Consider the following 12962-nt stretch of genomic DNA (forward strand, 5'->3'; position numbering starts at 1 on the left):
CATGAGCGACAAGCTCCGCATCGTCGTCGGCTGCGACGACGCCGGCTACCAGTACAAGGAAGCCCTGAAGAAGGACCTGGAGAACAGCGACCTGGTCGCCTCCGTCGCCGACGTGGGCGTGGACGCCGACGGCCACACCGCCTACCCGAAGGTCGCCATCGCCGCCGCCGAGATGGTCGCCCGCGGCGAGGCCGACCGCGCCCTGCTGGTGTGCGGCACCGGCCTGGGCGTGGCGATCGCCGCCAACAAGGTCAAGGGCGTCCGCGCCGTCACCGCGCACGACTCCTTCTCCGTGGAGCGCGCGATCCTCTCCAACAACGCCCAGGTGCTGACCTTCGGCCAGCGCGTCATCGGCCTGGAGCTGGCCCGCCGCCTGGCCAAGGAGTGGCTGACCTACCGCTTCGACACCTCCTCCCCGTCCGCCGCCAAGGTCCAGCTGATGTGCGACTACGAGAACACCGACGAGGCCGCCTGATGCCCTCCCGCCAGGCACCCGTCCTGCTGGGGGTGAGCCTGAAGATGTACTTCGGCCACCACCAGACCCTGAACTGGACCCGGAAGGTGGCCGCCGTCGCGGACCGGCACCCGGCCGTGACCAGTGGCGCGGCGAAGCTGTTCGTCCTGCCGCCCTTCCCCGCGATCGTGCCGGTGGCCGGGCTGCTGTCCGGCTCCGGCGTCGACTTCGGGGCGCAGGACGTCGCCACCGAGGACAGCGGCCCGTACACCGGCGAGGTCGGCGGCCCGTACCTCAAGGAGATCGGCTGCCGCTACGCCGAGGTCGGCCACGCCGAGCGCCGCCGCCTATACGGCGAGGGCGACACCGTCGTCGCGGCCAAGACCGCCGCGGCCCTGCGCAACGGCCTGACCCCGGTGCTGTGCGTCGGCGAGCTCGATCCGGTCGCCCCGGACGAGGCCGCCCGCCGCACGGTGGCCGAGGCGGAGCGGCTGCTGCGGGGACGCGAGGGCGCGGTCGTGCTGGCCTACGAGCCGCAGTGGGCCATCGGCGCCCCCGAGCCCGCCTCGGCCGAGCACATCACCACCGTGTGCCGGGCGCTGCGCGACTGGCTCGGCGCCCGGCCCCACCACGCCGGCTCCACCGTCATCTACGGCGGCAGCGCCGGACCCGGTCTGCTCAGCAGGCTCGGGCCCGCCGTCGGCGGCCTCTTCCTGGGCCGCTTCGCCCACGACCCCGACGCGGTGGCGAGCATCCTGGACGAGATCCGGCTCGGCGCCGCCCCCGAGACGGCGGTGGCGTGATGACCCGCTACGGCATCAGCACCTACGCGTACTTCTGGCGCATCTCGCAGCGGGCCCCGAAGCCCATGCCGCTTCAGGACATGCTGCGCGACACCGCCGGGCTGGGCGGGCAGGTCTTCCAGATCTGCGACTACGCCCCGATCGAGTCCTACGACGCGGCGCGGCTCGCGGACGTGCGGGCCGCCGCCGCCGACCTGGGCCTGACCCTGGAGCTCGGCACCCGCGGCGTGCGCACCGAGCACCTGCTGAAGTACCTCGACATGGCCGAGCACCTGGGAGTCACCCTGGTGCGCTCCATGCTCAACACCGCCGACCACCGGCCGGCCGCCGACGAGGCGACCGCCCTGCTCCGGAAGGCCGCCGAGCGCTACGCGGACGCCGGGGTCACCCTCGGCCTGGAGACCTACGAGCAGGTCTCCACCGACGGCCTCGTGTCGGTCGTCGAGCGCGTGGACAGCCCGTACCTGGGCGTCGTCCTGGACCCCGGCAACAGCGTGGCCCGGCTGGAGCGTCCCGTGGACGTCGTGGCCGCCACCGCCGGGCACGTCGTCAACATCCACGTGAAGGACTTCGCCTTCACGCGCCGCGACGGCTGGGTGGGCTTCACCTACGCCGGCTGCCCGCTGGGGGAGGGGCTCCTGGACTACGACGGCATGATCGCCGCGGTGGAGGAGGCCCGGCCCGGGCGCGACATCAACCAGATCGTGGAGCACTGGCTCCCGTGGCAGGACGAGGGCTACGAGGCCACCGCCCGGCTCGAACACCAGTGGACGCAGCACAGCATCACCACTCTTCTGAGGAGCAAGTAATGGCCACCGAGATCCAGACCCAGGTCGACGTCAAGACCGTCGCCGTCATCGGGGCCGCCGGCAAGATGGGCCAGCGCGTCTCGAACAACCTGGTCGAGAGCGACTTCCGGGTGCTGTTCAGCGAGGCGTCCCCCAAGGGCCAGGAGCTGATCAAGGGCCTGGGCCGCGAGCTGACCGAGTCCGCCGACGCGGCCGCCGAGGCCGACGTCGTCATCCTCGCCGTCCCGGACGTCGTCCTCGGCAAGGTCTCCGAGGAGCTCGTCCCGCTGATGAAGTCCGGGGCCGTCGTGCTGACCCTGGACCCGGCCGCCGCCTACGCCGGCCTGCTGTTCGAGCGCGAGGACGTCCACTACGCCTGCGCCCACCCCTGCCACCCGTCCGTCTTCCTGGAGCGCACCACCAAGGAGGAGTGGCAGGACACCTTCGGCGGCATCGCCGCGCCGCAGGAGGTCGTGGCCGCGTACGAGGGCGGCGACGCCGCCAAGCAGGAGCTGGCCGAGTCCGTCATCCGCGTCATGTACGCGCCGGTCGTCGACGTGCACTGGGTGACCGTCAAGCAGCTCGCCGTCCTGGAGCCGACCCTCGTCGAGACCATCGCCTGCATGGTGGGTGCCCTGCTCACCGAGGCCCTGCACGAGACGGTCCACACCGTCGGCGTCCCGGAGAAGGCGGCCCGCGCGATGCTCCTGGGCCACACCCAGGTCGCCCTCGCCAACACCCTCAAGGGCTCCAACCCGTTCTCCGACGCCTGCCTGATCGCCATGGACTACGGCCGCGAGTCCATCGTCCGCGACGACTGGAAGAAGGTCTTCGAGGACGAGGAGCTGGACAAGGTCATCACGCGCATGCTGAAGATCAAGGAGATCAAGCGCTGAACCCCGGGGCGGCCGTCCGCCCGGTCCCGCGGACCGGGCGGCGGCCCCTCGCGCGCACCCGCCCGGGACCCGTCCCCGCCGGTCCCGGGCACCGGCGTGCCCGCGGGCCGGTACCGCGCCGTACGCCCCGGCAGGCGACACGGCCGCCGGTGCGCCCGCTCCCGCCGTGCCGCCCGGCCGGCCCTCGCCCGCGCGCGGACGTCGCCGTCGACGGGCCTCGCCGCCCCGCTGACGAACGCCGCGCGGGCGCGGCACGGCCGGGCCGCCGCCCGGGCGGTCCCGTCGGGCACCGCCGTCCGCTTCCGCGTCCGCGGGGCGACGGACGCCACCGCCCCGCCCCGGGGCGGGCAGCACCGGCAGTCGAGGTCAAGCGCGCCTTCCTCGCCCACCACGTGCTGGTCTTCCGCGACCAGGACATCATCCCCGAGGACCACAAGCGCTTCGCCGGGCTCTTCGGCGAACTGCACCCGGTCGCCCTCGCCGCCGAGGACTCCGACCCGCACATCCTGGAGATCAGCGCGTCCAAGGAGTCGCGCGAGGTGGCCGGCAACGGCTGGCACGCCGACGGCACCGCCGACGAGGAGCCCTCGCTCGGCTCGATGCTGCGCATCACCCGCATCGCGGAGGCCGGCAGCGGCCCCGGTGTACGGCTCGGGTGGGCGTCGACCCGGATATACGAAGAACGGCTTTTCCGACTCGCTGTGGACGCATGTGATGTACGTCTACCGGTTGTTCACCGGTTCCGGTGACGGGTCGGCCGCCCCGGCGATTTCGAGGGGCAGCAGGCGGCCGGCCGGCGCGGGCGCGGTGCGCGGCACGCGTTCGAGGACGCCGCCCGCGAAGACGTCGTACAGCGGCAGCGTCTCCAGGTGCACGTAGCCGATGTGGCAGTCGCACACGGCCAGCGGGCAGGGGCGCGGGGCGAGGGCCGCACGGTACGAACCGTCGTAGAGGTTGCCCAGCTCCGCACGGACGAAGTGGCAGCGGCGGACCGTGCCGTCGCCGTCCACCGACACGACCGACTCGCCCGTGCGGCAGGGCAGTCCGGCCGACCGGTGCGGGTGGCGGCTGTAGGGGAACAGGGGGTCGAGGCCCGTCCAGCGCGCCGCCTCCTCGTCCGTGTAGGTGTGCCCCTCCGCGGCGTTCACCCACAGGTACACGTGCTCGGGCAGGGCCGCCCGCAACTCCCGCGCGTGGTCCAGGTGTCCGGGGAGTCCGACGACGCCGACGCTGAAGCGGACGCCCAGCTCCGCCAGCCGGCGGGTCTTGGCCAGGAAGCGCTCGTACGGTGTCTGGCCCGGGTGGTACGTGCACCACAGGGCGACCGTGTCGAGGTCGGCGTCCGCGAGCCAGTCGGTGCGGCAGCTGAGGTTGGTCTGGATCGCGACCCGTCGCACGTGCGGCAGGTGCGACAGCTCCACCAGGGCCCGGCGGTACCAGGAGCGCACCAGCCCCTCGCCCCAGGGCGTGAAGAGCACGGACAACCGGTCGCCCGCCTGGCCGCCCGCCCAGGACGTGAACCGTTCGAGGGCGGCGCGGTCGGCCCGCAGCTGCTCCGCCGAGTCGCGGCGCTTGGCGAACGGGCAGTACGGGCAGTCGTAGTCGCAGGAGGCCAGCGGGCCCCGGTACAGCAGCGTCAGGTCCACGGCGGCCGTCACTTCGGCTCGTACGCGGCCATCGCGGCCCGCACGGCGGCGGAGAACAGGCCGGGGCCGACCGCGTCCGAGTGCGCCAGCCCCTCGGGCGAGAGCCGCAGCAGGTCCGGACCGGTGTCCGCGAGCCAGCCGCGGGCGGCGAAGGCCGCCAGCTCGGCCGGGAAGTCCTCGTGCGGGAGCGAGCCGAACCGCTCGCGGTACTCCGCGACCGCCAGCCCTCCGGCCTGGAGCAGCGACTGCAGCAGGTGCCGCCGCCGGGCCTCGTCCCGCTCGACGTACCGGCCGTGCACGGCGCGGGTGAAGTCCTCGGTCGCCGTGTAGGCGTCGACGATGGCGCGGATCTCCCGCATGTCGACCGCGTAGTCGAAGGAGTAGTGCAGCGACGAGGTGTACGAGCGGGCGCCGCAGCCGAGGCCGATCATGCCGTCGGTCTGGCAGGCGTGGTCGTCCGGGCCCTGCGGGGGCGCGTCCGCGCGCCGGAACATGCGCATCGACACCTGCTCGTAGCCGTGCGCGAGCAGGTGGTCGCGGCCCTCCCGGTAGCGGCGCAGCCGCTGCTCGTCCCAGGCGCGGTCGGCCGCCGCCGGGTCGGCGTGCCGGCCGAGGCCGGTGAGCGGCCGGACGTAGAGCGGGTAGAGGTAGACCTCCTCGGGCCGCCAGGCGAGGGCGGCGTCGAGGGAGAGCCGCCAACTGGCCGCCGTCTGGCCGTCGATGCCGTAGATGAGGTCGATGTTGAGCACGGGGATGCGGCTGTCGCGGATGCGGCCCAGCGCCGCCTCGACGTCGGCGCGCCGCTGCGGGCGCACGGCGGCGCGGGCCTCCGCCTCCACGAAGCTCTGCACGCCGAGGCTCAGCCGGGTGGTACCCCGCTCGGCCAGGACGGCGAGCCGGTCGGCGGTCGCCGTGGCGGGCGAGGCCTCCACGGACAGCGGCACGGCGCGCAGGTCGGCGCCCATGCGGTGCTCGGCGATGTCGCAGAGCCGCGCCAGTTCCTCCGCCTCCAGGAAGGTGGGGGTGCCGCCGCCGAACGCGGCGTTCGCGAACCGCACGGGCTCCTCGTCGCCGAGCGCCTCCCGTACGGCGGCCGCCTGCCGTTCGAGCGCGTCCAGGTAGCGGCCGGTCAGCCCCTCGGGCGCGCCGACGCGGGTGAAGAGGTTGCAGAAGCCGCAGCGCACCTCGCAGAACGGTATGTGCAGGTACAGCGAGAGCGCCTGGCGCGGCTCGCCGGCCCACAGGTCCCTCAGGAGCGGGCGGGGCGCGAGCGGCCGGTAGGACGTCTTGTGCGGGTACGCGTAGACGTAGCTCTGGTAGGGGCGCGGCAGGCCGGCGGTCTCGGTGGTCGTGGCGGACGGCGCGGTGACGGTCATGCGGACGGCTCCAGGAAGAAGTGGCTGTAGGGGACCGTCCACACGGACTCGTGTCCGATGCGGTGGCCGGTGTGTCCGTCCTCCCCGTAGGCGGTGCCGTGGTCGGAACAGACGATGGCGAAGCAGCGGCGGCGGGAGCTCATGGCGGCGAACAGCCGCCCGATGTGCCGGTCGACGTACTCCAGCGCCGCCGCGTGCGTCTCCCGGCTGTCCCCCGCCTGACGGGTGGCGCCGGGCAGGTGGAACCAGTTGGGCTGGTGCAGCGCGGACACGTTGAGGAACAGGAACAGCCGCTGCTCGCGCGGCAGTCCCGCCACCACCTGCTCCACCCGCGCGACCTGCGCCTCGAAGGAGGTGGGCGAGGCCACGGAGAAGTCCGGCTCCCAGTGGCTCTCTCGGAAGAGGCCCGGCAGGACGCCGCCGAGCGCGCCCTGCTTGTTGAAGAAGCCGACGCCGCCGACGCACACGGTGTGATAGCCGCGCTCCGCCAGCGCGGACACCAGGTCCGGGGTGTCGAAGACGAAGGTGTGCCCGGCCGTCGTCTCACTGCCCGCGAACCGGGCGGCGAACAGCCGCGGATGCGGTCCGGGCGACGCGGGCGTGGGCAGGAACCCGGCGAACATCGCCTGGTGCGAGGCGTAGGTGAAGCTGCCCGGCGCGTGCCGCCGCTCCCAGGCGCCCCCCGGCAGGTGGGCGGCCAGGTTCGGCAGCCGGCCCGCGGCGGCCAGCTCGGCCGCGACGTCGTGGCGCAGGGTGTCGAGGGTGACCAGCAGCAGGTCGTCCCGGCCCACGACCTCGTTCATGTCCGGGGTCCCGGACTCGGTCGCGTCCGGGACCCCGGTGAGGGGTATGTGGGCCGGCGAGGTCACCGGCTCCTGTGCGGGGGAGGGGTCAAGTGGTCGGTGCATGAGGGGTCCTGTTGCTGGTGCTGATTCCGGTGTCGGGCGTGGGCGGCGGCTGCGGTGCGGACCGCCCCTGCCGGCCGCCGGCGGTGACGTACGGCGGGACGGCGGGCGACGGGCGGGGCGCGAACCGGCCGTCCCGGACCGCGGCGATCTGCGCCCCGTAGGTGTCCAGCCCCTCGGCGCCGCCGCCCGGCAGCCCGGTGAGCCGCGGCAGCAGGTCCCCGAAGGCGTTGACCTCGCCCACCGCGAACCGGCGCCAGCCGGTCACCGGCAGCAGGTCGACCCCGACGCACAGCGTGCCCGGGAAGCAGGCGGCCGCGCGCTCGCAGACGCCGAGGAGCTCGCCCCACCGGCCGCCGACCGCGTCGGTCACCGCGGACAGGTCGCCGCGCCGCCCGCCGAGGTGCAGGTTGGTCATGGGGGAGCGGCTGGTGCGGACGACCGCGTGCGTGGCGCGGCCGGCCACCACCAGGACCCGCAGGTCGGCCGCCCGGCCCTCCACGGAGGCCTTGGGCACCCACCGTTCGACGTGCAGGCCGTCCGGCGCCAGCCGGTCCACGACGGCCGCGACGTCCCGCTCGTCGGTGTAGCGGCGCACCCGCAGCGAGTTGTACAGCCGGCCGTCCGGCGCGATCTCCACCGAGGTGGTGGCCCGGACCCGGCCGGGACCCGCCGTCTCGACCGCCAGCACGCCGGAGGCCGACGAGCCGTGGGCGAGCTTCACGAAGGCGCGCGGCATGGCGTGCTCCCGCAGCAGCGCGCGCACGTCGGACCAGCCGCGCACCGGCACCGCGCCGCCCGAGGTGGGCGACGGCGGCACCGGCACCCCGGCCGCGTCGAGCAGGCCGTGGCAGAGCCGCTTGTCGAACAGCACGGCCAGCTCACCCGGGTCGTCCAGGCGCAGGCCGCCGCGCAGGGTCCCCACGGCGGCCAGGAAACGCCCGTACCAGCGGGCCGAGCCCTCCACCCGCGTCGGGTCGCCGACGTCGCGCAGCGCCCGGTCCACCCACGCGTCCTCGCCGGGCGAGTCCAGGCGCACGACCTCGTCGTCGGCGAACGCGTGGCCGCCGTCCCGCAGCACGTCGCGCCATTCGACGACGCGGGGCTCCGGGAGGCCCGCCGCGCGGGCGGCCGCCGCGAAGAGCCGGACCCGCCGGTTGCCGCCGTTGCCGACGACGGCCCACCTGCGCGCCGCCCACGGCCCGCCGTCCACCTGCTCCGGTCCGTCGCTCACGGCCGCTCACCTCCCCCGTCGTGCCCCGTCCCGCGTACGCCGCTACTCACCGACCGCGACGAAACGCCAGACCGTGCCGTCCTCCTCCTCGTCGGAGTCGGCGTCGTCCGGGTCGAGGTCCACCTCCACGCCCGCGGGCTCCAGCGTCTCCCGCAGCCGGGTGCGCAGGGCCGCGCTCAGGTAGTTGTGGTGCAGGTCCAGCTTCTTCAGGTGGGTCAGCGGCTGGCCCGTCAGGAGCGCCGTCGCGCCGTCGTCGGTCAGGACGCCCATCGACACGTCCAGGACCTCCAGACGCGCCACCACGGGCGCCGAGGCGAGACGCGCGCAGACCTCGTCCTGGATCTCGCTGTTGCGCAGCGCCAGGTACTTCAGGGCGGGCAGGCGGTCGCCCGCGAAGAACGGCTCCAGGTCGCCCGCCTCGGCGTCACCGCCGTAGTCGGACGTGCCGAGCCACAGGTCCAGGTGGACGAGGGCGGGCAGGTCGCTCGCCGCGACGCCGCGCACGGCCGCGGCGGGCATGCCGCCGGTCTGGACGACCAGCTTCCGCAGCCGCTCGTGGCGGACCGCGGGGAACTCCAGGCCCGTGCCGCCGCGCACGCCCAGCTCCTCCAGGAGCGGGAAGGCGGCCAGCAGGGGAGTCACGTCGCCCTGGTTGATCCAGGAGATCTCGCACTCCTCCATCATCATGTCGCCGAGGAACACCGCCCGCAGGGCGGGCAGCCGGTCGCGGGCCGCCACCAGTGCCCCGATCACCGCCTCGGGACCCGAGTCGTACGCGTCGCTCCACGCGCCGACGATCAGGGCCCGCACGCCGGACGTGTCCACGGCGTCGAGGAAGCGGGCGAAGGCGTCCTCCCACGACTCGTCGCTCTCGTACGGGTACACGGCGATCCGCCAGGCCACCGAGCCGGGCTCCGGCGGGACCGCCCCCGCCGCCTTTGCCGACCTGCCGTAGGCGTTCCAGAACTCGAAGACGGGCAGGCCGTGGAATTCCTGCAGGTGCTCCCCGATGGTCATGTGTGCCCGCTCCTCTGCCCGTAGCCGTGAAGGTGTCCGGCGGCACTCGCCGCGTCCGGACACAGGGAGTTCTACCAAGCCCCGCCGACAACGCGGGCGACGGGGCTCGGCAGGAGCCGCGCGTGCCCCGTTGTCAGTGCCCGCCTCTACGGTCCCTGCCATGGCACACCGCGTGCCCGTCGGCTTCGTCGACGGACGCGCGGACGCACATGCGCGCAAGACACACAGACACACAGACACACGACACGAACGGACGGACAGTCATGTACCGGCAAGGAGACGTCCTCATCATGCCGCTGGCGGAGAGCGCCGTGCCCGACGCGGCGGCCGATGCCGCGTCGCTGCCGCGCGACGCCCGCGGCCGGCTCGTGCTGGCCCGCGGTGAGGTGACCGGGCACGCGCACGCCGTGCTCGGTGCGGGCCGGCTGGTCCAGGAGGCGGGTCCGTTCGGGCCGATGCTCCTGCACCTGCCCGAGGGCGGGCGAGTCGTCCACGAGGAGCACGCGGCGATCTCGCTGCCCAAGGGGTGGTACCGGGTCGTGCGTCAGCGGGAGTACGTGCCCGGGTCTGTACGGATCGTGGCCGACTGACACACCGTCAGGTGCCCGCGCCGCAGGCGGACGGCGGGCGACGGACAGCGGACAGCGCACGACGAGCAACGAGCGATGAACGACGAGCAACGGACGACGGACGGGTTCAGGGGAGGAACGGCGTGACCGAGTGGAGCGACTGGCGGGCGGTGGCCGCGGCGACGGGGCCGGGGGACCGCGTGGCGGCGGAGGAGGGCGTACGGCTCGCCTACCGCAGTGCGGGGCTGGCGGAACCCGCGCACATCGTGTGGGCGCGCTCGCCGCGTGAGGCGGTGCGCCTGCTGGCCGGCGCGGCGGACGCGGCGGGGAGCGGGACGGCTGACGCGGCGGGGGAGGGGGCCGCCGCGCTGCCGCGGGCGACCGGGCGCAGCGTCCGCGAGAGGGTCCGCAGCCGCCCGTGGGCCGCCGAGCGCGACCGGCTGCACGCGCGCCTGGGCGCGGCGGGCTGGGCCGCCCACTGGCGGGGCACCGGGGCGGGGCTGTGGGAGACGACCGGCTCCCTCGTCGACCGCGTGCGGACGGCCGTGGTCACGGAACTCGCCGCGGGGGACGGGCACGAGGAGACGGACGTCAGACTGCTCCTGCTGGACGCGGTCCTGGGCCAGCACGACGCCGCCTGGCTCTGCGCCTTCGACACAGGACCCGGTACGCCGCTGGAGGGGCTGGCGGCCGTCGCCCGCGAGGCCGGCTGGTGGTGGCCCTACGAGGACGTGGCGGTCGTCTGCGAGCGCCCCACGGAGCTGCACCGCGACGAGGCGGGCCGGCTCGACCGGGCAGACGGGCCCGCCCTGGCCCACTCCGACGGCTTCCGGCTGCACGCCTGGCACGGCCTCCCGGTCCCCGCCGAACTCCTCGACGAGCTCGGCTCCCTGACCCCGGAGCGCATCCGCGCCGAGGAGAACGCGGAACTGCGCCGCGTCATGCTGGAGCACTACGGCTACGACCGCTACCTGGAGGAGTCCGGGGCGGTCCCGCTGCACCGCGACGACACGGGTGTCCTGTGGCGGGTCCACCTTCCCGGCGACGAGGACGTGGTGATGGTCGAGGTCGTCAACTCCACCCCGGAGCCCGACGGCACGAGCCGCACGTACTGGCTCCGGGTGCCGCCCACGACCCGGACGGCGCGCGAAGGGGTGGCCTGGACGTTCGGCCTGAGCGCGGACGAGTACGAACCGGTGCGGCAGACCTGAGCCGACGACCGTACGCCGCAGGCCCGGACGCGAAGGGCCCGCGCACCGGCGGCCCGTACGCCGAAGGTCCGCGCCCCGGCGGTCACGCGGCCGGGGGCGTGGTTCGCCCGCCGTACCCGCGTGCGGCTCGCCCGCCGCGCCCGCCGCGCACACGGCCGGTCCTCGCCGGTTCCGCGGCCCGGGCGGCGGGCTGAGGCGACGCGCTCAGCCGACGCGGGAGACGTTGGTGGTCAGCAGGCGGAGGATGTCCTTGGCGGCCTCGTGCTGCTGCGGGGTCAGGCCCATGGCGTCGCCGATGGCGGTCGGCACGCAGCGCGCCCGGTTCCGCAGCGACCGCCCCTCGTCGGTGAGGCTGACGGTCACCGACCGCTCGTCGTCGGCGCGCCGCTGCCGGAGCACGAGGCCGGCCGTCTCCAGCCGCTTGATCAGCGGTGACAGGGTGCTGGACTCCAGTTGCAGGGCCGTGCCGATGTCGCGCACCGAGACCGAGTCACGGTCCCACAGCACCAGCATGACCAGATACTGCGGGTAGGTGAGGCCCAGCTCGTCGAGCAGGGGCCGGTAGCGGGCGGTGACCGCGCGGGAGGCCGCGTACAGGGCGAAGCAGAGCTGGTCGTCGAGCAGCAGGGAGTACGCCTCGGCCGTGTCGCCGTGTTCTGTCGTCATGTCTCCGCCACCCGTGGTTCGCCTTGTGGTCCGTCTGTGCAATCGACCCATTTTACCTCGCCATGGTGTCCCCGATGTGGTCGACGGCTAATAAGTTGCGCGCGACTTAATCGAGCGCTACTTTGCATGTGTGCCCGCCGGACCGGCTCGCACGAACCGCCGGAGCCGCCCGCCCCGGCCCGCATTGGAGGAGACCCTCATGAGCGAGAACTTCGACTCCCGCCCCGTCCTGGAGCCCGCCGCGCGGGCCTTCGCGGAGGCCACCGCGAACCCGCCGTACCTGTTCGACCTCGGGCCGGTGGAGGGCCGCAAGACGGTCGACGAGGTGCAGTCGGGCGAGATCGAGAAGCCCGCGGTCGACGAGGAGTGGGTGACGGTCGAGGGCGGTCCCACCGGTTCCGTCCGGGCCCGGATCGTCCGTCCGGCGGGTGCGACCGGCACGCTCCCGGTCGTCCTGTACATCCACGGCGCGGGCTGGGTGTTCGGCAACGCCCACACCCACGACCGCCTGGTGCGCGAGCTGGCCGTGGGGGCCGGTGCCGCGGTGGTCTTCCCCGAGTACGACCTCTCCCCGGAGGCCCGTTACCCGGTGGCCGTCGAGCAGAGCTACGCGGTCGCCCGCTGGATCGTCGCCGAGGGTGCCGCCAACGGCCTGGACGCGGCGCGGCTCGCCGTCGCCGGCGACTCGGTCGGCGGCAACATGACCGCCGCGCTGACCCTGCTCGCCAAGGAGCGCGGCGACGTGGCCTTCGTCCGGCAGGTGCTGTTCTACCCGGTCACCGACGCCGCCTTCGACACGCCGTCCTACCACCAGTTCGCGGAAGGCTACTTCCTGCGCCGGGACGCCATGCAGTGGTTCTGGGACCAGTACACGACCGACGAGGCCGAGCGCGCCCAGATCACCGCCTCCCCGCTGCGCGCCACCACCGAGCAGCTCACCGGGCTGCCCCCGGCGCTGGTCATCACCGCCGAGGCCGACGTGCTGCGCGACGAGGGCGAGGCCTACGCGGCCAAGCTGCGCGAGGCGGGCGTCCCCGTGACCGCCGTCCGCTACACGGGCGTCATCCACGACTTCGTGATGCTCAACGCGCTCCGTGAGACGCAGGCCGCCGAAGGCGCCATCACCCAGGCGGTCACCGTCCTGAAGAAGTCCTTCGCCGCCGCGGAGTGACCGGGGACGGTCCGCCCGGCGGGCGGACCGTCCCCGACAGAGGGGAGCCGCCCCGTCCCACCGCCCGACGTGCCGCCCGGCGCGCCGGGCGGTGTCGCGTCAGGGCGAACCGTACGGACCGCGCGTACGTGGGGCCGGGCCGGCCGCGCGGGCGGGGCCGGCCGGGCATGCGTCGTACGGCCCGGGCCGGCATGTGCCGCGCGGGCCGGCCGACAGTTCCGGTCGG

The 12962-nt window shown here is 74.4% G+C and carries 13 protein-coding genes and 1 pseudogene; 8 read left to right on the forward strand and 6 right to left on the reverse strand.

Translation table 11 applies throughout. The features are described 5' to 3' along the window. The first annotated feature begins 1 nt into the window (after nt 1). The 5 genes and pseudogenes from IE271_RS14345 to IE271_RS14365 all read left to right on the forward strand — a co-directional run. Nucleotides 2–475, forward strand: a complete 474-nt coding sequence (locus IE271_RS14345) for a ribose-5-phosphate isomerase (RefSeq protein ID WP_190190665.1) — start codon at nt 2–4, stop codon at nt 473–475. Next, complete coding sequence (locus IE271_RS14350) at nt 475–1257, forward strand: triose-phosphate isomerase family protein (RefSeq protein WP_190190666.1); 783 nt, start codon at nt 475–477, stop codon at nt 1255–1257. Before IE271_RS14345 ends, IE271_RS14350 begins: the two co-directional genes overlap by 1 nt. After that, complete coding sequence (locus tag IE271_RS14355; RefSeq protein ID WP_190190667.1) at nt 1257–2066, forward strand: sugar phosphate isomerase/epimerase family protein; 810 nt, start codon at nt 1257–1259, stop codon at nt 2064–2066. The genes IE271_RS14350 and IE271_RS14355 overlap by 1 nt, the downstream gene beginning before the upstream one ends. Further along, a complete protein-coding gene (locus IE271_RS14360; protein WP_190190668.1) occupies nt 2066–2941 on the forward strand; it encodes a phosphogluconate dehydrogenase C-terminal domain-containing protein in 876 nt (291 codons plus the stop codon). Before IE271_RS14355 ends, IE271_RS14360 begins: the two co-directional genes overlap by 1 nt. Before the next feature lie 362 nt (nt 2942–3303). Further along, nucleotides 3304–3579: pseudogene (locus IE271_RS14365) on the forward strand (TauD/TfdA dioxygenase family protein); the annotation flags it as partial. 84 nt (nt 3580–3663) lie between these two features. Here the strand turns inward: IE271_RS14365 and IE271_RS14370 are convergent. From IE271_RS14370 to IE271_RS14390, 5 genes are all read right to left on the reverse strand, one after another. Continuing rightward, the gene (locus IE271_RS14370; RefSeq protein WP_190190739.1) at nt 3664–4587 is read right to left on the reverse strand and encodes an STM4011 family radical SAM protein; all 924 of its coding nucleotides are present in this window, start codon (nt 4585–4587) and stop codon (nt 3664–3666) included. 8 nt (nt 4588–4595) lie between these two features. Continuing rightward, nucleotides 4596–5963 (reverse strand): STM4012 family radical SAM protein, encoded by a 1368-nt coding sequence (locus IE271_RS14375; RefSeq protein WP_190190669.1) that lies wholly within the window; start codon nt 5961–5963, stop codon nt 4596–4598. Beyond that, entirely contained in the window at nt 5960–6766 is an 807-nt protein-coding gene (locus tag IE271_RS14380) for an STM4013/SEN3800 family hydrolase (RefSeq protein WP_190190740.1), read from the reverse strand. Before IE271_RS14380 ends, IE271_RS14375 begins: the two co-directional genes overlap by 4 nt. Before the next feature lie 88 nt (nt 6767–6854). Further along, a complete protein-coding gene (locus tag IE271_RS14385) occupies nt 6855–8102 on the reverse strand; it encodes an STM4014 family protein (RefSeq protein WP_229919326.1) in 1248 nt (415 codons plus the stop codon). Between the two features lie 42 nt (nt 8103–8144). Next, nucleotides 8145–9119, reverse strand: coding sequence for an STM4015 family protein (locus tag IE271_RS14390; protein WP_190190670.1), 975 nt, complete (start codon nt 9117–9119; stop codon nt 8145–8147). A 263-nt stretch (nt 9120–9382) separates the two neighbouring features. Here IE271_RS14390 and IE271_RS14395 point away from each other — a divergent pair, with 263 nt between their 5' ends. Both IE271_RS14395 and IE271_RS14400 read left to right on the forward strand, forming a co-directional pair. Beyond that, the gene (locus tag IE271_RS14395) at nt 9383–9709 is read left to right on the forward strand and encodes a DUF8820 family protein (protein WP_190190671.1); all 327 of its coding nucleotides are present in this window, start codon (nt 9383–9385) and stop codon (nt 9707–9709) included. Nucleotides 9710–9831: 122 nt separating this feature from the next. Next, the gene (locus IE271_RS14400; protein ID WP_190190672.1) at nt 9832–10899 is read left to right on the forward strand and encodes a DUF6745 domain-containing protein; all 1068 of its coding nucleotides are present in this window, start codon (nt 9832–9834) and stop codon (nt 10897–10899) included. 204 nt (nt 10900–11103) lie between these two features. On the opposite strand, the gene IE271_RS14405 is transcribed toward IE271_RS14400, so the two are convergent. Next, the gene (locus tag IE271_RS14405) at nt 11104–11565 is read right to left on the reverse strand and encodes a MarR family winged helix-turn-helix transcriptional regulator (RefSeq protein ID WP_190190673.1); all 462 of its coding nucleotides are present in this window, start codon (nt 11563–11565) and stop codon (nt 11104–11106) included. 199 nt (nt 11566–11764) lie between these two features. Between IE271_RS14405 and IE271_RS14410 the strand changes: the two genes are divergently transcribed. Next, on the forward strand, nt 11765–12736 hold the full coding sequence (locus IE271_RS14410) for an alpha/beta hydrolase (protein WP_190190674.1): 972 nt from the start codon (nt 11765–11767) through the stop codon (nt 12734–12736). The last annotated feature ends 226 nt before the right edge of the window (nt 12737–12962 follow it).

It is taken from the genome of Streptomyces minutiscleroticus (genome assembly GCF_014650875.1).
Taxonomy (GTDB): Bacteria; Actinomycetota; Actinomycetes; order Streptomycetales; family Streptomycetaceae; genus Streptomyces; species Streptomyces minutiscleroticus.

What these genes read in the sequence shown, in the direction of transcription:
- IE271_RS14345 (WP_190190665.1), top strand. Translation starts at nt 2, where the DNA reads ATGAGCGACAAGCTCCGCATCGTCGTCGGCTGCGACGACGCCGGCTAC.
- IE271_RS14350 (WP_190190666.1), top strand. Translation starts at nt 475, where the DNA reads ATGCCCTCCCGCCAGGCACCCGTCCTGCTGGGGGTGAGCCTGAAGATG.
- IE271_RS14355 (WP_190190667.1), top strand. Translation starts at nt 1,257, where the DNA reads ATGACCCGCTACGGCATCAGCACCTACGCGTACTTCTGGCGCATCTCG.
- IE271_RS14360 (WP_190190668.1), top strand. Translation starts at nt 2,066, where the DNA reads ATGGCCACCGAGATCCAGACCCAGGTCGACGTCAAGACCGTCGCCGTC.
- IE271_RS14375 (WP_190190669.1), bottom strand. Translation starts at nt 5,963, where the DNA reads ATGACCGTCACCGCGCCGTCCGCCACGACCACCGAGACCGCCGGCCTG.
- IE271_RS14380 (WP_190190740.1), bottom strand. Translation starts at nt 6,766, where the DNA reads ATGAACGAGGTCGTGGGCCGGGACGACCTGCTGCTGGTCACCCTCGAC.
- IE271_RS14390 (WP_190190670.1), bottom strand. Translation starts at nt 9,119, where the DNA reads ATGACCATCGGGGAGCACCTGCAGGAATTCCACGGCCTGCCCGTCTTC.
- IE271_RS14395 (WP_190190671.1), top strand. Translation starts at nt 9,383, where the DNA reads ATGTACCGGCAAGGAGACGTCCTCATCATGCCGCTGGCGGAGAGCGCC.
- IE271_RS14405 (WP_190190673.1), bottom strand. Translation starts at nt 11,565, where the DNA reads ATGACGACAGAACACGGCGACACGGCCGAGGCGTACTCCCTGCTGCTC.
- IE271_RS14410 (WP_190190674.1), top strand. Translation starts at nt 11,765, where the DNA reads ATGAGCGAGAACTTCGACTCCCGCCCCGTCCTGGAGCCCGCCGCGCGG.